The sequence below is a fragment of the Comamonas sp. genome, from assembly GCF_036643215.1.
Lineage (GTDB): Bacteria > Pseudomonadota > Gammaproteobacteria > Burkholderiales > Burkholderiaceae_C > Comamonas.
Genome location: NZ_JAVXSJ010000015.1, coordinates 85,764 through 109,206, shown reverse-complemented (window position 1 = coordinate 109,206; position 23,443 = coordinate 85,764). Strand labels below are relative to the sequence as shown.

General features: G+C 60.5%; 20 protein-coding genes. 5 read left to right on the top strand and 15 right to left on the bottom strand.

What is annotated here, in order from left to right:
• The 10 genes from RSF91_RS12235 to hemC form a co-directional block, all read right to left on the bottom strand.
• A partial coding sequence (locus tag RSF91_RS12235; protein ID WP_332568676.1) for a UTP--glucose-1-phosphate uridylyltransferase occupies nucleotides 1–394 on the bottom strand: 394 nt, incomplete at its 3' end.
• Nucleotides 395–462: 68 nt separating this feature from the next.
• The gene (locus RSF91_RS12230; RefSeq protein ID WP_332568675.1) at nucleotides 463–3,366 is read right to left on the bottom strand and encodes a valine--tRNA ligase; all 2,904 of its coding nucleotides are present in this window, start codon (nucleotides 3,364–3,366) and stop codon (nucleotides 463–465) included.
• Nucleotides 3,367–3,650: 284 nt separating this feature from the next.
• A complete protein-coding gene (locus tag RSF91_RS12225; RefSeq protein WP_332568674.1) occupies nucleotides 3,651–4,301 on the bottom strand; it encodes a VOC family protein in 651 nt (216 codons plus the stop codon).
• A gap of 176 nt (nucleotides 4,302–4,477) precedes the next feature.
• Nucleotides 4,478–5,053 carry a YceI family protein gene (locus RSF91_RS12220; protein ID WP_332568673.1) on the bottom strand — a complete coding sequence of 192 codons (576 nt, stop codon included), beginning with the start codon at nucleotides 5,051–5,053 and terminating at the stop codon, nucleotides 4,478–4,480.
• 82 nt (nucleotides 5,054–5,135) lie between these two features.
• A complete protein-coding gene (locus RSF91_RS12215; RefSeq protein ID WP_332568672.1) occupies nucleotides 5,136–5,711 on the bottom strand; it encodes a YceI family protein in 576 nt (191 codons plus the stop codon).
• A 35-nt stretch (nucleotides 5,712–5,746) separates the two neighbouring features.
• On the bottom strand, nucleotides 5,747–6,310 hold the full coding sequence (locus tag RSF91_RS12210; protein ID WP_332568671.1) for a cytochrome b: 564 nt from the start codon (nucleotides 6,308–6,310) through the stop codon (nucleotides 5,747–5,749).
• Nucleotides 6,311–6,487: 177 nt separating this feature from the next.
• On the bottom strand, nucleotides 6,488–7,798 hold the full coding sequence (locus RSF91_RS12205) for a heme biosynthesis HemY N-terminal domain-containing protein (RefSeq protein ID WP_332568670.1): 1,311 nt from the start codon (nucleotides 7,796–7,798) through the stop codon (nucleotides 6,488–6,490).
• Nucleotides 7,799–7,816: 18 nt separating this feature from the next.
• The gene (locus RSF91_RS12200) at nucleotides 7,817–8,935 is read right to left on the bottom strand and encodes a uroporphyrinogen-III C-methyltransferase (protein ID WP_332568669.1); all 1,119 of its coding nucleotides are present in this window, start codon (nucleotides 8,933–8,935) and stop codon (nucleotides 7,817–7,819) included.
• Nucleotides 8,932–9,765, bottom strand: coding sequence for a uroporphyrinogen-III synthase (locus RSF91_RS12195; protein ID WP_332568668.1), 834 nt, complete (start codon nucleotides 9,763–9,765; stop codon nucleotides 8,932–8,934). The genes RSF91_RS12200 and RSF91_RS12195 overlap by 4 nt, the downstream gene beginning before the upstream one ends.
• A gap of 11 nt (nucleotides 9,766–9,776) precedes the next feature.
• Nucleotides 9,777–10,721, bottom strand: a complete 945-nt coding sequence (hemC, locus tag RSF91_RS12190) for a hydroxymethylbilane synthase (RefSeq protein WP_332568667.1) — start codon at nucleotides 10,719–10,721, stop codon at nucleotides 9,777–9,779.
• A gap of 80 nt (nucleotides 10,722–10,801) precedes the next feature.
• Here hemC and ppc point away from each other — a divergent pair, with 80 nt between their 5' ends.
• Nucleotides 10,802–13,651 (top strand): phosphoenolpyruvate carboxylase, encoded by a 2,850-nt coding sequence (ppc, locus tag RSF91_RS12185; protein ID WP_332568666.1) that lies wholly within the window; start codon nucleotides 10,802–10,804, stop codon nucleotides 13,649–13,651.
• A gap of 230 nt (nucleotides 13,652–13,881) precedes the next feature.
• Here ppc and flhC read toward each other — a convergent pair whose 3' ends face one another.
• Together flhC and flhD are read right to left on the bottom strand one after the other, a co-directional pair.
• Nucleotides 13,882–14,433: a flagellar transcriptional regulator FlhC gene (gene flhC, locus RSF91_RS12180; RefSeq protein ID WP_332568665.1), complete on the bottom strand. Its 552-nt coding sequence runs from the start codon at nucleotides 14,431–14,433 to the stop codon at nucleotides 13,882–13,884.
• 38 nt (nucleotides 14,434–14,471) lie between these two features.
• A complete protein-coding gene (gene flhD / locus RSF91_RS12175) occupies nucleotides 14,472–14,798 on the bottom strand; it encodes a flagellar transcriptional regulator FlhD (protein WP_099736112.1) in 327 nt (108 codons plus the stop codon).
• Between the two features lie 401 nt (nucleotides 14,799–15,199).
• Between flhD and RSF91_RS12170 the strand changes: the two genes are divergently transcribed.
• Complete coding sequence (locus RSF91_RS12170; RefSeq protein ID WP_332568664.1) at nucleotides 15,200–16,453, top strand: GGDEF domain-containing protein; 1,254 nt, start codon at nucleotides 15,200–15,202, stop codon at nucleotides 16,451–16,453.
• On the opposite strand, the gene RSF91_RS12165 is transcribed toward RSF91_RS12170, so the two are convergent.
• The 3 genes from RSF91_RS12165 to RSF91_RS12155 all read right to left on the bottom strand — a co-directional run bounded on the left by RSF91_RS12165 (nucleotide 16,383) and on the right by RSF91_RS12155 (nucleotide 19,691).
• Nucleotides 16,383–17,294, bottom strand: a complete 912-nt coding sequence (locus tag RSF91_RS12165; protein WP_332568663.1) for a sulfurtransferase — start codon at nucleotides 17,292–17,294, stop codon at nucleotides 16,383–16,385. The two genes, RSF91_RS12170 and RSF91_RS12165, sit on opposite strands and share 71 nt — an antisense overlap.
• A gap of 258 nt (nucleotides 17,295–17,552) precedes the next feature.
• Nucleotides 17,553–18,467 carry a DMT family transporter gene (locus RSF91_RS12160; RefSeq protein ID WP_332568662.1) on the bottom strand — a complete coding sequence of 305 codons (915 nt, stop codon included), beginning with the start codon at nucleotides 18,465–18,467 and terminating at the stop codon, nucleotides 17,553–17,555.
• Between the two features lie 84 nt (nucleotides 18,468–18,551).
• The gene (locus tag RSF91_RS12155; protein WP_332568661.1) at nucleotides 18,552–19,691 is read right to left on the bottom strand and encodes an aromatic ring-hydroxylating oxygenase subunit alpha; all 1,140 of its coding nucleotides are present in this window, start codon (nucleotides 19,689–19,691) and stop codon (nucleotides 18,552–18,554) included.
• A gap of 448 nt (nucleotides 19,692–20,139) precedes the next feature.
• On the opposite strand from RSF91_RS12155, the gene xseB reads away from it, so the two are divergent.
• The 3 genes from xseB (at nucleotide 20,140) to dxs (ending at nucleotide 23,311) form a co-directional block, all read left to right on the top strand.
• Nucleotides 20,140–20,379 (top strand): exodeoxyribonuclease VII small subunit, encoded by a 240-nt coding sequence (xseB, locus tag RSF91_RS12150; RefSeq protein WP_198461307.1) that lies wholly within the window; start codon nucleotides 20,140–20,142, stop codon nucleotides 20,377–20,379.
• A 56-nt stretch (nucleotides 20,380–20,435) separates the two neighbouring features.
• Nucleotides 20,436–21,377 (top strand): polyprenyl synthetase family protein, encoded by a 942-nt coding sequence (locus RSF91_RS12145; protein ID WP_332568660.1) that lies wholly within the window; start codon nucleotides 20,436–20,438, stop codon nucleotides 21,375–21,377.
• 68 nt (nucleotides 21,378–21,445) lie between these two features.
• Nucleotides 21,446–23,311, top strand: a complete 1,866-nt coding sequence (gene dxs / locus RSF91_RS12140) for a 1-deoxy-D-xylulose-5-phosphate synthase (protein ID WP_332568659.1) — start codon at nucleotides 21,446–21,448, stop codon at nucleotides 23,309–23,311.
• Nucleotides 23,312–23,443 lie beyond the last annotated feature (132 nt).

The following is a 23,443-nucleotide window of genomic DNA, read 5'->3' as shown; positions in this document are numbered from 1 at the left end:
CGGCAAACGGCTCGTCGCCCACCAGAGGCTCTGCGCACAGCACGGCGTGGCCCAGGCCCAGAGAGCGGGGCTGGCGCACGAACAGGCAGTTCATGTCGGCAGGGCTGATGCTGCGCACCAGATCCAGCATGGCCTGCTTGCCTGCACGTTCCAGCTCGTTTTCCAGCTCGTAGGCGGTGTCGAAATGGTCTTCAATGGCGCGCTTGCTGCGGCCGGTCACAAAGATCATGTCGCGAATGCCAGCCTCATAGGCCTCTTCGACGGCGTACTGGATCAGGGGCTTGTCCACCACGGGCAGCATCTCTTTGGGAGAGGCTTTGGTGGCAGGCAGAAAGCGGGTGCCCAGACCAGCAACGGGAAACACGGCTTTGCGAACGCGGGTTTGATTATTCATGGCAGTCAAATGGGATGGAAAAAAGGCGCAGTTTCCTGCGCCTTGAACTGGTGAAAGTCTACCCGGGATTAGCCAAGGCGAGCCAGTTGCTCATTGATGCGAGTCAGCGTGGACCCAAAGTCGGCCAGGCGCTTGCGCTCCTGCTCCAGTACGGCGGCAGGCGCCTTGGCGCAGAAGGCTTCGTTGCTCAGCTTGCCATTGGCTTTGACGATTTCGCCTTCGAGTCGCTTGGCCTCTTTGGAGAGGCGGGCTTTTTCTGCTTCCACGTCGATTTCCACAAACAGCGCCAGGCGGATATCGCCCATCACGTTCACGGGCGAGGCTTGAGCCGCTGTGGCCCATGCTGCTTCGTCGTCGAAGACCTTGACTTCGCTGAGCTTGGCCAGGTTCTTGAGCACGTCGGCATTGGCACGCAGGAACTCCGTGCCTTCGGCCGAGCCTGCCACCGTCAACAGCGGCAGGCGCTGTGCGGGCGAGACACCCATCTCACCACGCAGGGCGCGGCAGGCGTCGACCATTTGCTTGATGCGGCCCACGTAGGCAATCGATGCTTCGTCGATCTTGGCAGGCTGGGCTTCTGGGTAGCGGGCCACGGCGATGGATTCGCCCTTCAGACCCGCCACAGGCGCCACTTGTTGCCACAGCTCTTCCGTCACAAACGGAATGATGGGGTGGGCCAGACGCAGAATCGCTTCCAGCGTGCGGATCAGTGTGCGGCGGGTGGCGCGCTGCTGGGCAATGCTTCCGGTCTGGATTTGCACCTTGGCGATTTCAAGGTACCAGTCGCAGAACTCGTTCCAGACAAAGTCGTAAATCGTGTTGGCGACGTTGTCCAGACGGAATTCGGCAAAGCCCTTGGCCACTTCGGCTTCGACCTTTTGCAGCTGCGAGGAAATCCAGCGGTCAGGCTGGCTGAAGTGCATATAGCCTTCGAACTCGCCGCCGGGCTGGCACTGTTCCTTGGTGTGCTCTGCCAGACCGCAGTCATAGCCTTCGCAGTTCATCAGCACAAAGCGGGAGGCGTTCCACAGCTTGTTGCAGAAGTTGCGGTAGCCCTCGCAGCGCTTGCTGTCGAAGTTGATGGAGCGGCCCAGCGATGCCAGCGCGGCAAAGGTGAAGCGCAGTGCGTCCGCACCGTAGGCGGGAATGCCTTCGGGGAATTCTTTTTGCGTGTTCTTGCGCACGGTGGGCGCGGTCTCTGGTTTGCGCAGGCCGGTGGTGCGCTTGTCCAGCAGAGGCTCGAGCGAGATGCCATCGATCAAATCGACCGGGTCCAGCACATTGCCTTCGGACTTGGACATTTTCTTGCCCTGCGAGTCACGCACCAGGCCGTGGATGTAGACATGCTTGAACGGCACACGTCCGGTGAAGTGCGTGGTCATCATGATCATGCGCGCCACCCAGAAGAAGATGATGTCGTAGCCGGTCACCAGCACCGAAGAGGGCAGGTACAGGTTGTAGTCATCGTCAGCGGCAGTGCCTTGCTCGGGCCAGCCCATGGTGCTGAATGGAACCATGGCCGAGGAGTACCAGGTGTCCAGCACGTCGGGGTCGCGGCGCAGCGTCTTGCCGGGGGCCTGGGCTTGCGCTTCGGCTTCGTTCTTGGCGACGTAGATCTTGCCGTCTTCGTCGTACCAGGCCGGAATCTGGTGGCCCCACCACAGCTGGCGCGAGATGCACCAGTCCTGGATGTTGTTCATCCACTGGTTGTAGGTGTTGACCCAGTTCTCGGGCACAAACTTCACTTCGCCCGAGGCCACGGCATCGATGGCTTTTTGCGCGATGGACTTGCCCGTGGCATCGCCAACACCTGCCTTGCTCATGGCGATGAACCACTGGTCGGTCAGCATGGGCTCGATCACCTGGCCGGTGCGGTCGCAGATCGGCACCATCAGTTTGTGCTTCTTGATCTCGACCATCAGACCGAGTTCTTCCAGATCAGCCACGATGGCCTTGCGGGCCACGAAGCGATCCATGCCGCGGTACTTTTCTGGCGCTTCGTCGTTGATCTTGGCGGTCAGCGTCAGCACCGTGATCATGGGCAGGTTGTGGCGAATACCGACCTGGTAGTCGTTCTGGTCGTGCGCAGGCGTGACCTTGACCACGCCGGTGCCGAATGCCAAGTCCACATAGTCGTCGGCAATGATGGGGATTTGGCGGCCCACCAAAGGCAGGGTCACGGTCTGGCCTATCAGGTGCTTGTAGCGCTCGTCTTCGGGGTGGACCATCACGGCCACGTCGCCCAGCATGGTTTCGGGGCGGGTGGTGGCCACGACCAGATTGCCTTCACCGCTGGTGAGCGGGTAAGCGATGTGCCAGAGCGAGCCGTCTTTTTCCTGGTTTTCAACTTCCAGGTCCGACACCGCCGATTGCAGCACCGGGTCCCAGTTCACCAGGCGCTTGCCACGGTAGATCAGGCCTTGCTGGTACAGCTTGACAAAGGTTTCGGTGACGACCTTGGACAGCTTGTCGTCCATGGTGAAGTACTCGCGGCTCCAGTCCACGGTGTCGCCCATGCGGCGCATTTGCGTGGTGATGGTGTTGCCGGATTTTTCCTTCCACTCCCAGACCTTCTTGGTGAACTCGTCACGGCCCAGGTCGTAGCGGCTCACGCCTTGCGTCTGCAACTGACGTTCCACCACGATTTGTGTGGCGATGCCAGCGTGGTCGGTACCAGGAATCCAAGCTGTGTTGTAGCCCTTCATGCGGTGGTAGCGCGTCAACGAATCCATGATGGTCTGGTTGAACGCATGGCCCATGTGCAGCGTACCGGTCACATTGGGTGGGGGCAGCTGGATGGCGAAGTTGTTGCCAGCAGCGGTAGCCTCGGCACCGGGCAGGCCCGTGCCGCGATAGCCGGCGTTGCCGTAGCCGCGCTTTTCCCACTCGGGGCCCCAATGGGCTTCGATGGAAGCGGGTTCAAAAGACTTGGAGAGGCTGTCGAGGCCGGGCTGTTGAATGGTGTCGCTCATGGCTGCGGTGCAAAAAGTTCTGAAAATGAAAACGGCATCCGTGGAGGGGATGCCGTCTGCATAGAAATTAGGACGGATTGCCAATGATTTTAGCGATCCGATCCGGCGATGGGGACAGTAGGCCTTATTTCAACGCTTGGCGCTTATCTATCAAGCGTAAGCTGCTATCAAAATTAAAAAGCTTAAAACCACCATACGCCAGCAAAGAGACGCCAGGCAAGCGCCGCCGCCCCACGAAGCTGCAGTCCTCCCTTGGGAGAAGGCGCGTAGCGCCTCAGGGGGCGTTATTTGCCAGGGACAAATTCTGGCCGGTCATTGCTCTGGGGCTTGAGCGCCTCAGCGGTCTTGCCTGCAGCGCGCTCCCTGCGCCACTGCTCCTTGCGGGCTGTCCACTCCGCCAGGCGGGCGTGGGCCGTGGTGCTTTCCTTTTGCATCTGCATTTCGCTGGCCAGCTGTGCGGTCAGCTCCAGGCGAATGCCGTTAGGGTCGAAGAAGTAAATGCTTTTGAAGATGTGGTGGTCCGTCACGCCCAGCACTTCCACGCCGCAGGCCTGCAGGCGGGCCTTGGTGTTCTCCAGCTCCTCCACGGTATCGACGCGAAACGAGATGTGGTTAATCCAGATGGGGGTGTTGGGTGAGGGCAGGGCCGCTTCGTCGTCGCCAATGTCAAAGAAGGCGATGAAGGAGCCATCTTTCAGGCGAAAGAAGAAGTGTGTGTACGGGCAGTACTCGCCCGTGGAGGGGACGTAGTCGCTCTGAATGATGTGATAGAGCGGCAGGCCCAGGATGTCTTCGTAGAAGTGGCGGGTCTCTTCGGCATCTTTGGCCTTGTAAGCGTAGTGATGCAACTGCTGCACGCTGGCGGGAGCGGGCAGCTGGCTCATGTCTACGCGCTGGGGCTGGGAGTAAACCGGTGTCGGGGCGGTCTGGCTCATGGATGTCTCCTTGGATTTTTTGAGAATGCTGGAATTCTACTATTCGTAATTGATTAACCTAAAGTAAATTTTAATTGAGGGGATTTGTGTCGCACAAGGTGAAGCAGCGGGCGCAAAAAAGCCCAGCCTGTTTTCACGGGCTGGGCTTTTCAAGGCAATGAAGCCGCTGACTCCGCTTATTGCTTCACAGCTTCAATGGTCATGACCAGACGCACTTCCTTGGGGAAGCCGTAAGGAATGCCGTAGTTCACGCCCCACTGGGTGCGGTCGATGGTGGCTTCAAAGTCGCCGCCGCAGACTTCACGCTTTTGCAGCATGGGGCTTTCGTAGCAGGTGAACTTGTTGGCCTTGATGGTGATGGGGGCAGTCTTGCCCATCATGGTCAGCTGGCCGGTGACTTCCTTGAGCTTGTCGCCGTCAAACACAAATTTGTCGGAGACAAACTTGGCGGTGGGGAATTTCTCCACGTTGAAGATGTCGGCGCTTTGCAGGTGCTTGTTGAAAGCAGGCGTGCCGGAGTTCACCGAAGTCATGTCCAGCTCGATCTCGACCTTGCCTGTCTTGGCTGCCTTGTCGAACTGCACGGAGCCGCTCTTCTTGTCAAAGCGCACGCGGTTGGTCGAGGCGCCGAAGTGGTCGATCTCGAAAGAGGCGAAGGTGTGAGTAGGGTCGACCGCGTAAGTAGCGGGGGCGGCCTGAGCGGCCGAAGCAAACACGGAAGCAGCGGCCAGGGCGAACAATGCAGAACGCATGGTGAAAACTCCTTGAGGGGTTGGAACTATCAAAACATGAGCTGCTAGCGCTTATCTACCAAGCGCTAGAGCCTAAAAAGACTTAAATCTTGCCGACGCCAGTCAGGGCCAGCTTGAATTGCACGGTGACTTCATCGGCCACCATGGAGGTGTCCTTCCAGTCGCCGTCGCCAATCTTGAAGGTCAGGCGCTTGAGCGGCAGGGTGCCGGTGGCCGTGGTGGTGGCGCCAGACTGGGTCAGCGTCACGGGCAAGCTCACCTTTTGTGCGTTGCCCTTGATGGTCAGCGTGCCGTCGACCTGGAACTTGCCGCCGCCCAGAGCCTTGATGGCGCTGGAGTCAAACGTGGCCTGAGGGAACTTGGCGACATTGAACCAGTCTGCCTTGGGCAGCTCGGCATCGGTTTCCTTGGCGCCCATGGTGGCGCTGCCGGTATCGATGGAGAAGTGAATCTTGCTGGCCTCGGGCTTGGCGGCGTCAAAGGCAATCTTGGCGTCGAACTTCTTGAAGTGGCCCTTGAGCGGCACGCCCATTTGCTTGGCTTCAAAGTTGACGGCGCTTTGTGCGGGCACCAGAGCCTGATCGGCCAGAGCCAGGTTGGAGATTGCGGCAACGCCCAACGCGGCGACGACAGCAGTGGTTTTGAACAGATGCTTCATGGAAACAGACTCCGTGGTTTTCTGGAAAACAAGGGTTAGCGGCTGCCGGGCAGCATGCGGGAGAGCAAACCGTCGCGGTCGATGATCTGGTGCTTGATGACGGCTGCGACATGCAACACCACCAGCGCGGCCAGGGCATAGGCCAGATAGCCATGCCAAGGCTTGAGGGCTTCGGCCAGCTCGGGGCTCTTGCTCACCAGATCGGGCAGGGGCAATTGACCAAACAACACGATGGGGAAACCGGCGGCCGAGCTGTACATCCAGCCCACCAGCGGAATCGCAAAGAACAGCGCATACATCAGGTGGTGCGTACCGTGGTGGGCCACGCGCTGCCAGGCTGGCATGGTGCGGGTGACAGCGTCAGGCAGCTCTGGCGGGCGATGGGTAATGCGCCAGATAAGGCGCAGCGCCGACAGAATCAGAATCGTCATGCCCGCCCATTTGTGCCAGTTGAAGTACTTCAGGCGTGCGGGCGAGAAGGGCAGGCCTGTCATATAGAGGCCAAAGGAAAAGATGCCGATCAGCGCCAGGGCCAGAAGCCAGTGCAGGGCAATGGCTGTGGTGCTGTAGCGCTTGGCGGAAGGAGTGGCGTTGTTCATGTTGCTGCAAAAAAGAAAGTGCGACCATCGCGCTAGCCATGCAGTGTATGAAGCGAGCTGTGCAAAAAGGTTCAGCGGGTTTGAGGAAACAATTCAAAAAAGCTGAATGATGGCGGCGCTGAAATGAAAAAGCCCCGAGCTTTTACAAGCTCGGGGCTGATTGAAATAGGTGATTTTTTACGCCTCGCGTGCCGGGTTTTCCGGCAGCACCACCATGGCCTGTGCCGCCAGCTTCCAGGCAATGGCGGATGCTTCCATGTCGCCGCGGTGCTCGGCCATCAGCGCCAGTCGTTGCCAGGCGCGGGTGCGCAGCAGCGGGTCTTGCAGCAGGGGCGCGGCGCGGGTCAGTAGTTGCTGCGCCTTGCCCCAGAGTTCGCGTTGCACACAGGCCATGCCAGCCAGATACTGCAGGCGCGGCTCGCGGGGGTGGGCGTTGGATGCCGCTTCAATGCGGGCCAGCCATGCGCCATCGAGTTTGCTCAGGCAGGACTGCAACACTTGCACCAGCTTGGGCAGATGGGCTTCGGTGCGCGGGCCGGGGTGGCCCAGCAAATGCTCCCATACGGGCAGCAGCCAGGTGCGGGCTTGCTGGGCTTCGCCGCCCAGCTCGATCAGGCGCTCGGTGGCGGGAATGGCCACTTCGGGCATAGCCCGTTCGTCTTCATCCAGCGACAGCCAGAACTGCTGCAGCGACGAAGTGTCGCGTGCATCGCGAATGCTGGCCAGCAGCAGGCCGCGCACCACGCTGGCCGATGCAGCGGGCGAGAAGGCGCGGTGCTTGGCGAGCAGGCGGGCGGTATCCAGCGCAATGTGCGTATCGCCTGCGAGGCGCGCGGCCTTGAGCTTGATGCGCAGGGCGATGGTGCGGCGGGCCGCGCCCAGCGGCAGCTCGCCAAGGCGGCGCATGGATTCGGCGGCATCGCGGTCATCCAGTGCCCAGCGGGCGGCACGCATTTGTGCGCCTTCGCGGATTTCTTCGTCCTGCGTGTTGCCGGGAATGGGCAGCGTGTCTAAGGCTTTCTGCCAGTGCTTGTCGCGCAGAGGCGTATCTTGCAGAGCGTGTGATGCGTCGGCGGCAATCAGATGGGCGGTAGCGCTCAGGCGCTCGCCGTAGGGCAGGGCGGCGCCGCCTTCACGCAGCGACAACTCGGTGGACAAGGCCGTCAGCGCTGCCTTGCGGGCGCGCACAAAGCGACCGGCCTGCAGATGCGAGAGCGCTTCCAGCAGGCTCTGGTTCATGGCGCGCTCTTTTTGCTGCATGCGCCAGCGGCGGGCCTGATGCGGCATTTGCAGCAGCGCAGCCAGGGCGCGCAGCGCGGCATAGACCAGCGCAAAGCTCAGAAAGAGCAGGACGATGGCCAGATTCAGCGACATGTCCACCCGGTAGGGCGACCAGAACCAAGTGATCGAGCTCTGGTTATTGCCAGCAAACAAGGCCATGGCTACCGCCATGGCAAACAAACCCATTAACCACAAGGCGGCGCGCATTTCTGTCTCCTCCTTGGGTTAGCGGCCAGCCGCTGCAGTGGCCAGCGCGTTGAGCGTATCGTCCAGCTGCAGCTGTCCGCCAGCGTGCAGATTGGACTGAATCTGCTGCAACTGCGCCTGCGCAATCTGGGTGCGGCGCGAGCGGTTGTCGAAGTATTTGTGCAGCAGCGCGCCCGATGCACTCAGGTCAGCGCGGGCCGATTCCCATTGGCGAGACAGCAGGCCCAGTCTGGCGTTGAGCAGCTGTAGCTTGAGGTTCTCACGCAGAAAATAGCCTTGCTCGGGGGCGAGCAGGGCGACTTCGGGGTGATCGATGCGGCGCACGCGCACCAGATCGGACGCGCCATTCTTGAAGGAATCCCACACGCGCTGGCTTTGCCCCTGCCACCAGGCCCACTGGGTGGCAGACAGGTTGGCGACATCGGCAGCGGCATGGTCTGCGGCGGTGTTTTTGTCTTGCGCCGTGCTGCGGCTGCGTGCGCGGCCCACATCGTTGATCAAGGGCAGGTCATCGACTTGACGAATCAAGTCTTCAATGCGGCTGAGTACCCCCGTGGTGTCGGTCACGCTCATGCGCGAGAGTTTGTCCAGATCCAGATCCAAAGCGCGCACCACGGGCGCAAGGCGCGGCTGAGCCGTGCTTTCCACGCGTTTTTTGGCGGATTTGAGGGTGGTCACCAGCGGCTGCAGGCTGCCGGATAGCTCGGCCTGTTGCTGAGCCAGCCGCACCGATGACTCAATATCCGCCACCAGGTTTTCATCACGCGAGCGGGACATGCTCTGCATCAGCTCTTCGAGCTGATTGCGCTGCAGGCTCAGTTCGCCCACGCGCGCTTCCATGACGGAGACGCGGGCCGCGCTGTCGCGGGCCAGGTCTTGTGCATCTTTGGCCAGCGTGCGTGCCTCTACCGATTGAGCACCAGACTGAGCCGACTGGCGCGCCAGCTGCTCTTGCATATTGCCCACGCGCTGCCACAGCATGCCGCAGGCAATGAGGGCTGCGACGGCTACCGCCCCCAGCGTCAGCACCACGGCCATGGGCGTTCCATGGCCGGTGTTTACGGGCGCTGGATTGTCCTGACTGGGCGGTAGATCTGCGGGCTTGTTATCGGTAGTGGGGATGGCATCAGAGCTCATAGCCCTGATTCTATAGACGCCACCACGTCGTCCAGACTTGGCCGACTTTGCAAAACACGGCCAAAGCCAGCAGCAAGTGCTTTGCTGGCAATGCGATCATGGGTGGTAAGCGCTAACCCAGACTGCCAGTTTTGTGCAGGCAAGAGTTGTTGCAGGTTGGCAACAGCTTCAGAACTGCTGAACAGCCACAGGCTGCCGTCAGTGGCGGACTGCTCCGCAAAAGCCATCTGCTGAGCGCTCCACAGCGGAAGTTGGCGCTCATAAACCGCCAGAAACTCCACCTCGGCACCGGCATCACGCAGTTTGGCGGCCAGCCAGTCGCGGCCTGCGCCTTGGGTAGACGGCTGGCTGGTGGTGCTTTGAGTTGCTGCGACTGGGCTTGCGCCGCGCACAATCAGCACGCGATCGCCGGGGCGAATTTGCTGGTGCACGTTTTGCCACAGCGATTCGGACTCGAACTGCGCCGCATCGGGTGATGGGCCATCAATCTGGCAGGCGGGCAGGTTCGCTTCCAGCAAGGCGCGCTCTGTGCCCGGGCCGGGCGTCCATGCTCTTGTTTCAGTAGCTATCAGCGCTTGTCCATCAAGCGATAGAGGCTGGATTTGAGCAAAGAAATGCTGCACGGCATTGCCGCTGACAAACATCACCGCCCGGTAATAGCCACGCTGTGCGCGCTGGCGGGCAGCCGTTAATGCCTGGCGGGTTGCTTCATCGCTGCAGGGGCCAATGGCCAGCAGCGGCAAGGCCTCGGCCAGCAGGCCGCGGGCGTGAAAAGCCTCCACCCAGGGCATTGCATCGTGCAAGGGGCGGGTTACAAGTACGCGGCGCATGGGGTGTGGGCTTAGTCCTGCTTGGGGGCGGCGGGCACGGCGCCGGCAGCTTGCAGGCGTGTGGCCAATTGCTCGCCCAGAGCGTTGGCGGTGGCAAAGTCGGTGACGGTGGCGCTGGCCTGCACGCGGATCAGGCCCTTTTGGCCTTCCATATCGCCCCATGCGGCATTCATATGCAGGGTGTCGCCTTCAAAACGGCCAAAGGCGGCCAGCGGCATGGAGCAGCTGCCGCCCATGCAGCGGCTGACGGCGCGCTCAGCCGTCACGGTCAGCCAGGTGGGCATGTGGGCCAGCGGTGCCAGAGCGTCAATGACGTCCTTACGGTCAGCACGCACTTCAATGCCCAGCGCGCCTTGACCTGCTGCGGGCAGCATGTGGGCGGGGTCGAACTTGGTGCGAATGCGATCGCTCATCTCAAGACGCATCAGGCCGGCAGCGGCAAGCACAATGGCGTCGTACTGGCCTTCGTCCAGCTTGCGCAAACGGGTGTTGACGTTGCCGCGCAGTGGTTCAATCTTGAGATCCGGGCGCAGGGCTTGCAGCAGAGCCTGACGGCGCAGGCTGGAGGTGCCAACCACGGCGCCTTGTGGCAGCTCGGCCAGCGACGCGTATTTATTAGAGACAAAGGCGTCGCGCGGGTCTTCGCGGGTCATCACGCAGGCCAGCACAAAGCCTTCGGGCAGTTCCATGGGCACATCCTTTAAGGAGTGCACGGCCAGATCGGCGCGGCCTTCTTCCAGAGCGACTTCCAGCTCTTTGACGAATAGGCCTTTGCCGCCGACTTTGGACAGAGCGCGGTCCAGAATCTGGTCGCCCTTGGTGGTCATGCCCAGCAGGTCTACAGCGTGGCCACGGCTGCGCAAGATCGCCTGCACATGCTCGGCCTGCCACATGGCCAGCTGGCTTTCGCGGGTGGCAATGACGATGGATGCGGGTGTGGGCGATTGGGAATTCATAACAGGCGCAGGTAGCTGACAGGTAACAGGGAATGCTAGCATGGCAAGTTGTCTTACACAGTGCCCAAGGAGAATAGTCGATGCCTTCCGCCCGTCCCAAAAGCGCCGCAGCTACAGACAAACATACAGACAAGCCGGTGCGCAAGACTGACAAGGATTTGCCGCTGATTGAGGACATTCGCCTGCTGGGCCGCATTCTGGGCGATGTGATCCGTGAGCAGGAGGGGGAGGCCGCTTTTGCGCTAGTTGAGCAGGTGCGCCAGCTCTCCGTGGCCTTTCGCCGCGATGCCGATGAGGCCGCTGACAAGGCGCTGAAAAAGCTGCTCAAGGGCCTGTCCAGCGACCAGACGGTGAGCGTGATTCGCGCCTTTACCTATTTCTCGCATCTGGCCAATCTGGCCGAAGACCGCCACCACATTCGTCGCCGCGCCGTGCACGAGCGCGCGGGTAATACGCAGGAAGGCAGCATCGAAGTGGCGCTGGCCCGCCTGCGCTGGGCCGGCATTTCATCGGGCACGGTGGCCAAGACGTTGGCCAAGAGCTTTATCTCGCCCGTGCTCACCGCTCACCCCACCGAGGTGCAGCGCCAGAGCATTTTGACGGCTGAGCGCCGCATTGCTCAATTGCTGGCCGAGCGTGACGATATTCTGGTGCGCGCCCAGCTCTACAACAGCGCCAAAGATGCGCTGACTCCGCGCGAGCTGGCGCGGGTTGAGGCGCAGTTGCGCGCCTTTGTCGCCCAGCTTTGGCAGACGCGCCTGCTGCGCCACTCCAAGCTCACCGTGGCGGATGAAATTGAAAACGCGCTGTCTTATTACGAAGCGACGTTTTTGCAAGAGATTCCTAAAATCTACGAGCAGCTGGAGCAGGAGTTGGGCGAGAAACTGCCCGAGCAAAGCTTTTTGCGCATGGGCCAGTGGATTGGTGGCGACCGCGACGGCAACCCCTTTGTGACGGCTGAGAGCCTGAATCTGGCCCTCTCGCGCCAGGCCGATGTGGCGTTGCGTCACTATCTGCGCGAGGTGCACTACCTGGGCGGGGAGCTGTCGCTGTCGGCCAATCTAGTGGACATCACACCCGAAATGCAGGCGCTGGCCGATGCATCCCCTGACCACAATGTGCACCGCAGCGATGAGCCTTATCGCCGTGCTCTGACCGGCATTTATGCACGCTTGGCGGCCACGCTCAAGCAACTGACGGGCGGTGAGGCGGCCCGCCATGCCGTGGCGCCGCAGAACGCTTATGCATCGGCGGCTGAGTTTCTGGCCGAGCTGAAGGTCATCGACGATTCGCTCTCGCGCTATCACGGCGATGCGCTGGCCCCCCAGCGCCTGCGCCCGCTGATGCGCGCTGTGCAGGTGTTTGGTTTTTATCTGGCCACGGTGGATTTGCGCCAAAGCTCGGACAAGCATGAAGAAGTGGTGCGCGAGCTGCTGGCCGTGGCCAAGGTGGAGGCCGATTACAGCGCCCTGGAAGAAGACGCCAAATGCGCACTGCTGGTGCGCCTGCTGGAAGATGCCCGCCCGCTGCGTGTGATGGGTGCAGACTATGGCGATCACACTCGCAGTGAGTTGGCAATTTTTGAAGCCGCCAAGCAACTGCGCGAGCGCTTGGGCGCTGAGGCCATTCGCCACTGCATCATCAGCCACACCGAAACCGTGAGTGACTTGCTGGAAGTGCTGCTGCTGCAAAAAGAAGTGGGCCTGCTGCGCGGCACTTTGCAAGATGGCGCGCAGTGCGACCTGATTGTGGTGCCGTTGTTCGAAACCATTGAAGACCTGCGCAACGCCGCACCCATCATGCGCCGCTATTACCAGCTGCCCGGTATTGCCGAGCTGGTGAAAAAAAGTGGTGGCGAGCAGGACATCATGCTTGGCTATAGCGACAGCAACAAGGATGGCGGCATCTTCACCAGCAACTGGGAGCTGTACCGCGCCGAGATTGCGCTGGTCGATCTGTTTGATGATCTGGCAGGCCGCTTTGACATTCAGCTGCGCATGTTCCACGGCCGTGGCGGCACGGTGGGGCGTGGTGGTGGCCCTAGCTATCAGGCCATTCTGGCCCAGCCACCGGGCACGGTGCGAGGGCAGATTCGCCTGACCGAGCAGGGTGAAGTCATTGCCTCCAAATACTCGAACCCCGAAATTGGCCGGAGAAACCTTGAGACCTTGGTGGCAGCCACGCTGGAAGCCACGCTGCTGCAGCCAACCAAACCTGCGACCAAGGCGTTTCTGGAGGCCGCGGCCTTTTTGTCTGAAGCCAGCATGAAGGCCTATCGCGAGCTGGTGTACGAGACACCGGGCTTTACCAATTACTTCTTCAGCAGCACGCCGATTCGCGAGATTGCCGAGCTCAATATCGGCTCGCGCCCTGCATCGCGCAAGGCCACGCAGGCGATTGAAGACCTGCGTGCTATCCCTTGGGGCTTCAGCTGGGGGCAGTGCCGTTTGACGTTGCCCGGCTGGTACGGTTTTGGCTCAGCGATTCAGGCCTTTATTCACCGCCCGGGTAAAGATGCCAAGGCGCAACTGGCGCTGCTGCAGAAGATGTACCGCCAGTGGCCGTTCTTTAAAACGCTGCTGTCGAATATGGACATGGTGCTGGCCAAGAGCGACCTGAACCTCGCGTCGCGCTACAGCGAACTGGTGACGGACACCCGTCTGCGTCGTCGCATCTTTAACGTGATTGAAGCCGAATGGCACAGCACGGTGGATGCCCTGAACCAGATCACGGGCGACAAACAGCGGCTGGAGCACAACTCCGCACTGGCCCGCTCCATTCGTCACCGTTTCCCCTATATCGACCCGCTGCACCATTTGCAGGTGGAGCTGGTGCGCCGCTGGCGTGCGGGCCAGACGGATGACAAGGTGAAAAACGGTATTCACCTGTCCATCAACGGTATTGCGGCGGGGGTGCGCAACACGGGTTAAAGCAAAGCAGCTCTTGAAACAGGAGCTGCTTGCGCCAATGCATAAAGGGTTTGAGGCCATTAAATGCTTCAAACCCTTTTCTATAAGGCGGTACCAGCTATGAAAAGAATGAGCCGACCTAAATACCGGCGCGACCTCAGCGCAAGGGGCAGCAAGCAAGGGCTGCCCCGTAGCGATGCTGTCGCCCCCCTTGGGGGAAGCCGCGTAGCGGCTCAGGGGGAATCGTCCCCTCAGTGAAGCATCAAGGACCCAGCTGCCTTGCTCTTGCCGGCACGGGCCGGAGGATTGCACAGGCCGCACTGATAGTGGCGGGCATTTTCATAAGGCTCGGTCACAAACTGGCCCTTGCAGACCGAGCATTGTGTACGGCTCAGCATCTGTGCATCGACAAACTTCACCAGGCGCCAGGCGCGTGTGAAGGACAGCAGCACATCCAGTTCAGCCGCCTTGATTTGTTCTGCGTAGAGGCGGTAGGCCTTAGTCAGCTGCTCGGCGGTATCCAGCTCCACGCCCTTGGACAGATATTCGTAGATGTTGAGAAACAGCGAGCTGTGCACGTTTTCCTGCCAAGTTAGAAACCAGTCCGTAGAGAACGGCAACTGGCCCTTGGAGGGGGATTTGCCCGAGATTTCCTTGTACAGCCGGATCAGGCGTTCGTAAGACAGAGTGGTCTCGGACTCCAGCACTTGCATGCGAGCGCCCATCTCGATGAGCATGGCGGCGCGCTCGATTTGCTTGGATTCGTTGAGAACGCTTTTCACGGCAGTCTTGGTAGCAGACATGTGTCTTTCCTTAAAACCAGGTAGGTATTAACGAGTGCTTAAAGCACTTCGGAGACACGGCTGGCCATCAGGATATTGGCGTGCAGCGTGTTGGTGGCGGCGTTGCCAATCTTGTTGCTGCTGTGGTTGGTTAGCAGGCTCCAGACCATTTCATCGTCGGCGCGGAAGCTGGCCAGCAGCGTGTTGCGCGATGCCAGCTTGAGCACCTGTGCCGAGGAGAGCGAGCCCAGCAAGTCGCAGGCTTCTTCGTTCAGACCCAGGCGGAACACGGCTTCAGCCTTGTCCTGGCGGATCAGGGTCTGGGCCAGCATCAGATAAGTGAGGTTGGCTTCGCGGATCTCGGCAAGCAGTTGTTCGTTGTTCATGGGTCTGGTCCTTTCAATCCCGACAGACCGCAACGGCTTACAAAACAAGGCGTTAAAAGTGTTTCGATCTGTTGGAATGAATTGTGTTTCAGGCCGCGACTGAACTGAAGTCGGGGCAGGGATGTCTGGCCTGACCGGTTGCACCAGCAACTGTGTAAGATTTCCCTTACTTGACTGCCATCCTTATGGATGACTCAATGAGTCTGCGTTGGGACTGCATTGACGCAGGGTGATCTCCTGCTGTTGTTCGCTATTGTGATTGAGGTGCAAAAAAGCCAAGCTACGAAATAGGCAGTTTTTTCGTTGTATCTAAGGGCATTTGAAATAGAGAATCCGCCGCCGGCTGTGATAGTTGCGTGAATCTACGTTGACTGGCTTAGTCAACTTCTTCAGGAGTGCATATGAGCCAGAAGTTCGTGAGTTCTCAAGGCATGAAGTGCTACAGCCTGCTGGATGCTCTGCTGACGACGGATTCGCGTCAGCGTGTGTCATTGATTACGACGGGATTTGCCTGTTTGTTCATGGCGTTTTGCATTCTGGCCATGGAGCTGGTTGCCGCAGCCGGGCTGGCTGACAGGCAGTGGGTGCGCTGGTGGTCGTTTGCCAGCGGTGCCTGCGTGCTGATCAGCTTTGCTTTGATCCGCAGCGGCGTGACGCGTGACTGGCATGACCCGGCGTTTACCAGCGTGCAGATGCTCTACGCTATCACCAGCAACGCCGTGGCCTATGTGATTGCAGGTTCGGCCAGAGGTATTACGCCGCCCATACTGGCGGCGATCATGATGTTCGCGGTCTTCGGCCTGAAGCCACGTCAGATCAAGGGCTTGATGTTCTACGGGCTGCTGGCCTACGGTGTGGCAGCAGCGGTGGTGCAGTGGGGTCTGCCAGACGATCCCATGCCTGCCTCGCTGGCGGCGGTCTATTTGCTGATCGTGATCATGGTGCTGGCGATGACGGCCGCACTGAGTCTGCATGCCAATGCCATGCGGGTGCGCCTGCAGGTGCAAAAGAGCGAGTTGTCAGAAGCGGTAGCGCAAATCCATGAAATGGCGACCCGCGATGAGCTGACGGGCCTGCCCAATCGCCGTTATATGCAGGACATGCTGCGCCTTGAAGAGCTGCGGGCCAGACGCAGTGGTCTGCCCTTGCTGGTGGCACAGCTGGATCTGGACTTTTTCAAAAGCGTTAATGACAACTATGGCCATGCTGCAGGCGATCAGGTGCTGCAGGACTTTGCCCGCCGGGTGGAGAGCTGTGTCAGGGCGACAGACGTCTGGGCGCGCTGGGGCGGTGAAGAGTTTGTGCTGCTGATGCCCAATACCTTGGAAGCCGATGGTGCGGCGATGCTGGAGCGGGTGAGAGCCAAGGTTGCCGGCATGCCTGCGAAATTACCCTCGGGCGTCTCCATTCCCTACACAGTCTCTATTGGTGCAGCGCAGTTGCAAAACGGCGAGGGTCCGATGGCGTTACTGGAGCGCACTGACGGTGCTTTGTATGACGCCAAGGATCTGGGTCGCAACAGGGTGGAGTGGGCCAAGTCCAGGTTCAAGCCTGCACCGGGCCTGGCCCCTGCGCGAAAAAAGGCTAGCCCCGCTCCGCAGGGCGAGTTGGCTGACTACACCATTCGCTCCAGCTGCCAGCAAACAGCGATGTAGGCGCAAAGCCTGCAATGCGCATGGCCAGCACATTGGGCGTAGCGCTGACGCCGCTGCCGCACTGGTGCACCACGGTGGCTGGGTCACGCCCTGCCAGCAGTTCATCAAACTCAGCCTTGAGCAGGGCTGCGGGCTTGAAGCGGCCGTCGGCGGCAATATTGCTGCTGAACGGACGGTTGAGCGCGCCGGGGATATGGCCTGCCACGGGGTCCAGAGGTTCGACCTCGCCGCGATAGCGGGCGGGCGCGCGGGCATCAATCAGTGTCTGGGTGGGCTGGCCCAGATCGGCCTCGACCTGATTGACGGTTTTCAGCGTCTCCAGCGGCTCGCCCAGCTCAAAGTTGGACTGGAAGTGGCTGGGCTCTTCACCCGCATTCACGGCCTGACCAGCGGCCTGCCAGGCTTGCAGCCCGCCGTCGAGCACGGCCACGGCATCATGGCCGGCCCAGCGCAGCATCCACCACAGGCGGCCGCAGTAGTTGGCGCCGTTGCGGTCATAGACAACGGCCTGCATATCGTTGGCAAAGCCTATGGACGACAGCCAGACAGAGAAGCGCTCGCGCGTGGGAAGAGGGTGGCGACCGCCCGAGGCGGCCTGAACGCTGGTGGCAACCTGGCCATCTTCACCCGGTGCGCCGTGCGGGGCACTGAGGTTTTTGTCCAGATCGGCAAACACCGCCTCAGGAATATGCGACTGCAAATACTGCGCATGACCGGCAGGTGGGTTCATGAGATCGAAGCTGCAGTCAAACACCATCACGGGCTTGCCGATGGCCTTGAGCTGGGCCAGTTGCTCGACAGAAATCAGGGTGTTATAGCGCCCGGGTGCAGATGTGGTCATGGCTTGCTGCTCCAAAAAATGTAGCTAATGCAGGCCATTTTTTGGTGCTGACCTGCGGGATGCAAACCATTATGCGATGGGGGTGAGCTGGCGCAGAGGTATGCCGAGCTATCGTTTGGTCATGTGTGTGTGCGCTGTCAGATAGCTTTGAACAGGCGTGGCTCAGTCAGGGATGCCAAGCAAGGGCTGCCCTGCAGCGATGGCATCGACCCCTTCCCGCGAAGCGAGAGAGGGGGGAGGAGCACAGTGCCTAAGGGGTCAGCTTCTGGAGCGGAGTGCAGTCGCCGCCGCACCACTGGCCACGATCAGCACAATGCCCACCCAGCCGATCACGGGAATGCTCTCACCAAACAGCATCAGGCTGAGCAAGGCGGCAAACACAATACCGGTGTACTGCAGATTGGCTACCACCAGCGTGTTGCGCTTGCTGCCTGCGGCAGCGTAGGCTTTGGTCATGCAGACTTGGGCGACGGCGGCAAGCACGCCCACGGGCAGCAGCCACAGAGCGCTCCAGCCCGGGAAGGGGGAGATGCCGATAAACAGCATGGTGATGCCGCCAGCAATGGCCGAGCCCAGAGAGAAGTAGAAGACCACGCGGGTTTCAGGCTCGCCCATGCGCGAGAGCGTGGCCACCTGCATATAAGCCATGGCGGCAAACATGCCGCCAAACAGCCCGCCCAGTGCGGCCACCCATTCGCTTGCCGGGGCGCTTGTGGGGCGCAGCACCAGCAGCACGCCGACAAAACCGGCCACAACGGTGGAGACCAGTCCCCAGGGGAAGGGCGGAATGGCGAGACGTGTCTCGGGCTGCGCGGCATAGGACTTGCGCAGGGTGTGGCGCATCCATAAACCCTGGGTGATGAGGAATACGGCCATCCAGATGCTGCTCATGGAGTTGAGCGTGGTGGCGGTGGCCAGTGGGAGGTGACCAATGGCATAAAACCAGGCACCCATGGAGACAACGCCGACAAAACTGCGCCAGCCGTGCTCACGCGGGTAGCGGGTCGCCAGTGTCACGCCGCTGCTTCTGGCCAGCCAGGCCAGCAGCGCCATGCTGATCAGGCCTCGGTAAAAAATAATCTCTGCAGTATTGAAGTCCTGAGAGGCAAACTTCACACACACACTCATGACCGCAAAAATCAACGCGGCCAGCACCATCCACAGGGCTTGCATATCTCACTCAATTCAGCATAAAAAAATAGCTGCTGTGCTTATGGGGTAAGCGATAGCAGCTATAGATTTTGAGGCGCACCTCGTTCAGCGTTGGGGGACGCTGTCACCCATGATGCGGCGGTACCACTCATGGAAATGTTGCATGCCGTCCTCCATGGGGCTCTGGTAGGGGCCGACTTCGTTGTCGCCGCGCATATGCAAAGCCTTGCGGCCCGCATCCATGCGTTCGGCGATTTCGTCGTCCTCAATGCAGGTTTCCATGTAGGCGGCTTTTTGGGCCTGAACGAACTCGGGTTCGAAGGCCGCGATTTCCTCGGGGTAGAAGAATTCCACCACGTTCAGCGTCTTGTCCACGGCCAGCGGGTGCAAGGTCGAGACCGTCAGCACATGCGGGTACCACTCCACCATGATGTGGGGGTAGTAGGTCAGCCAGATGGCACCGCGATCAGGTAACTCGCCATTGCGGTAGGCCAGCAGCACGTCATGCCAGATCTTGTAGATGTCCGAGCCGGGGTTGCCGAAGCTGGGTGCCACGCCCACGGTCTGCACCGAGTACTCGCTGGCGAATTCCCACTTCAGATCGTCGCAGGTGACGAAGTTGCCCAGACCGGGGTGGAAGGGGCCGACGTGGTAGTCCTCCAGATAGACCTCGATAAAGGTCTTCCAGTTGTAGTTGCACTCGTGCATTTCTACGTGGTGGAGCACAAAGCCATCGAACTTGAGCTGATCGCGCAGCTTCATGCCGGCAAGATCGGCCTCGACATCGCGGCCGTTGTCCTCAAACAGCAGTCCATTCCACTCGCGCAGCTTGTAGTTGTTGAGGTTGAGGCAGGGGTCGTGGCCAAAGTGGGGCGCGCCCAGCAACTCGCCGCTGGTGTTGTAGGTCCAGCGGTGCAGCGGGCAGACGATGTTGCCCCCGGCATGGCCTTTGCCTTCGGAGCTCAGATTGCCCCGACCCTTGAGCATCACGGCCTGACGGTGGCGGCAGACGTTGGAGATCAGCTCGATCTCCCCCTTGCTGTTGCGCACCAGCGCCCGGCCTTCGTTTTCCTGAGGCAAGGCGTAGTAGTCGCCGATTTCGGGTACGGCTAGCTGGTGGCCCACATAGCGAGGGCCGCGCTTGAAAATCGTTTCCAACTCGCGCTGGAACAGCGCGGGGTCGAAATAACTTGAAACTGGTAGTTGGCTTGAGGCCTGCTGCAGTTGAAGACTTAAATCAGTCATGGGTGACCTGACCTAAAGACTCCCCACAGGGAGGGTGCACGTACGCACGCGGTAAATAACGAAACCGGCCTTGTCTGGACATGAATTTCAGGCGGTGAGGGGGCGGAACTTGAAAATACAGCCCCCAGAGCGCCCAAGCAGCATGACGAGAGAGGGGCCGGCTTGACTGGAATGGGATTATAGGCTGTGGGGTTATTGCCGTTTTTCTGGTACGTGTATTGGCGATGCGTGCCGTTTGCTGCGGAGATCTGTCAGCTAACTGCCAGTTGCCTGAAAACCTGCGTGGGCAAGGGTTCTGCCGTCTCTGGCAGGGTGCTCAGACCTGCAGAAGTCGTGCAGAAGTCACACCTAAGACACAAAGCGCAGGCCTGCTTTGCGGTCATTGGGCGCTGGGGGGGCAGGGGCGCCTAAAATCTTCGGTTCCGTCCAACACAAGCCCACACCATCCATGCCCAAGGCCGCCGCTGCGAAAAAATCTGAACAGCCCGCCAGCTACGAAGCTGCTTTGCAGGAGCTGGAGCAACTGATTGCACAGATCGAATCCGGTCAGCTGCCGCTGGAGCAGATGCTCAGCGGTTATCAGCGAGCCGCTGAACTGCTGGGCTTTTGCCGTGGGCAGCTGGATGCCGTACAGGAGCAAGTCAAGGTGCTCGATGAAGGCAAGCTGTCTGCCTGGACTCAGGACTGAGTCCTGTGCCTGAGCTAGATTCAGACCTAGAGACTACCGCCTTGAATATGCCGCCCATGAATGAATCAATGATTGCTGAACCGTCGACTTCTTTGAACGCGGGCAAGCCTGCCCTGGATTTTTCTGCCTGGATGCAGGAGCGACTGGCTCGCACCGAGGATGCGCTGTCGCGCTGGGTGGGCATCAACACGCCTGCCGGTCTGGGTGAAGCCATGCGCTACGCCGTGCTCGATGGTGGCAAGCGCCTGCGCCCGTTGCTGGTCTGGGCGGCTGCCGAAGCCGTGGGCGGGCAAGCGGCGGCCATGCTGCGCGCCGGTTGCGCGGTGGAGCTGATCCACGCTTACTCGCTGGTGCACGATGATATGCCCTGCATGGACAACGACATCATGCGCCGCGGCAAGCCCACTGTGCATGTGCAGTTTGGCGAAGCCTTGGCTCTGCTGGCTGGTGATGCGCTGCAGGCGCTGGCCTTTGAGCTGCTGCTGCCTGAGGACGAAGGCATTCCCTGCTCCATGCAGGCCAAGCTTTGCCGCTTGCTGGGCGCTGCCGCAGGCGGTCAGGGCATGGCCGGCGGTCAGGCCATTGATCTGGCCAGCGTGGGCAAACAACTCGATGAAGCGCAGTTGCGCGAAATGCACCGCCTCAAGACCGGCGCGCTGCTGCTGGGCAGCGTGCTCATGGGCGCTGCCTGCAATGAAAAAACGGATGGGGCGGCTCTGGCTGCGCTGACGGACTATGGTCAGGCGCTGGGCGTAGCCTTCCAGGTCGTTGATGACATTCTGGATGTGGTCGCAGATTCGGCCACGCTGGGCAAGACGGCGGGCAAGGATGCCGCCAATGACAAGCCTACCTATGTGTCCCTGCTGGGGCTGGACACTGCACGCGCGCATGCTGAAGAGCTGCGCCTGCAGGCCCATGCCGCGCTGGCCCGCAGCGGCCTGGCAGATACGCAGGCGCTGGCGGCGCTGGCTGATATGGTGGTGCAGCGCACGCACTAAAAAACAAGAATAAAAAAGCCCTGTAACCCAGTATTGGCAAGCACTAGCAGCTATCAAAAATATAGATCATGTCCACGAACACATTCCCCTTGCTGCAGAGCATCAATGATCCCGCAGAGATGCGCCGCCTGCCGCGTGCGCAGCTCAAGACGCTGGCCGCCGAGCTGCGCGGCTATGTGATCGACAGTGTCTCCAAGACAGGCGGGCACCTCAGCTCCAATCTGGGAACGGTGGAGCTGACGGTGGCGCTGCATGCGGTGTTCAACACGCCCTATGACCGCATCGTCTGGGACGTGGGCCACCAGACCTATCCGCACAAGATTCTGACCGGTCGCCGCGACCGCATGTCCACGCTGCGCCAGATGGGCGGTCTGTCGGGCTTTCCTCAGCGCACCGAGAGTGAATACGACACTTTTGGCACGGCGCATTCGTCCACCAGTATTTCTGCCGCTTTAGGCATGGCCATGGCGGCCAAGCAAAAGGGCGAAGACCGCCGTGCCATCGCCGTGATTGGCGACGGTGCGATGACGGCCGGCATGGCCTTTGAGGCGCTGAACAACGGCGGTGTGACGGATGCCAATCTGCTGGTCATCCTCAATGACAACGATATGAGCATCAGCCCGCCCGTGGGAGCGCTGAACCGCTATCTGGCCCAGCTGATGAGCGGCCAGTTCTACGCCAAGGCCCGCGATGTGGGCAAGAGCGTCCTCAAGCAAGTGCCTCCACTGCTGGAGCTGGCCAAGCGCCTTGAGCAGCAGGCCAAGGGCATGGTCGTGCCTGCCACCATGTTTGAGCAGTTCGGCTTCAACTACATCGGCCCGATTGATGGTCACGATCTGGATTCGCTGATTCCTACGCTGGAGAACATCAAAGGTCTGAAAGGCCCGCAGTTCCTGCACGTAGTCACCAAAAAAGGTCAGGGCTACAAGATGGCCGAGGCTGACCCGATTGCTTATCACGGCCCCGGCAAGTTCGATCCGGCTGTTGGCTTGGTCAAGTCCGCTACACCGGCCAAGCAGACTTTTACGCAAGTCTTTGGCTCCTGGCTGTGCGATATGGCGGCCAAGGATCAGCGCCTTGTGGGTATCACGCCTGCCATGCGCGAAGGCTCGGGCATGGTGGAGTTTCACAAGCGCTTCCCCGGTCGCTACTACGACGTGGGCATTGCCGAGCAGCACGCCGTCACCTTTGCGGGTGGCATGGCCTGCGAAGGGCTCAAGCCCGTGGTCGCCATCTATTCGACCTTTTTGCAGCGCGGCTACGACCAGCTGATTCACGACGTGGCCCTGCAAAACCTGCCCGTGGTGTTTGCGCTGGACCGTGCAGGTCTGGTGGGCGCTGACGGCGCTACGCACGCCGGTGCATACGATGTTGCCTTTGTGCGCTGCATTCCGAATATGAGTATGGCTTGCCCGGCCGACGAGCGCGAAACGCGCCAGTTGCTGAGCACGGCTTACGCGCAAAACCACCCCGTCTGCGTGCGCTACCCGCGCGGCGCTGGTGTGGGCGTGGCTCCGCTGGAAAGTCTGGACGCTTTGCCCTTCGGCAAGGGCGAAATGCGCCGCGAATCGACCTCTAAAAAGGTGGCAATTCTGGCCTTCGGTCCGCTGCTCTACCCCGCATTGCAAGCAGCCGAGGCGCTGGACGCAAGCGTGGCCAATATGCGCTGGGCCAAGCCACTGGATGAAGCACTGCTGCTCAAACTGGCTGCCGAGCATGATTTGATCGTGACGCTGGAAGACAGCTGCATCATGGGTGGTGCTGGCACGGCGGTGATGGAGGCTCTGGCCGCCCACGGCGTGACCAAGAGCGTGCTGCAACTGGGCCTGCCCGATCAGTTCATTGAGCATGGCGATCCCGTCAAGCTGCTGGCGCTGCAAGGACTGGATGCTGAAGGCATTGAAGCCTCGATTCGCAAACGTCTTGCTGCCTGAGTCGCAGAGCAAAAACGAGGCCCTTCATTGAAGGGCCTTTTTCTTTGTGACATGGCAAAGAAAACTGACGGCAGACCTGAATCTCCACACAGTCGGCATCTGCGTTTCTAGAATGGCTGGGGCTTGAGCTCA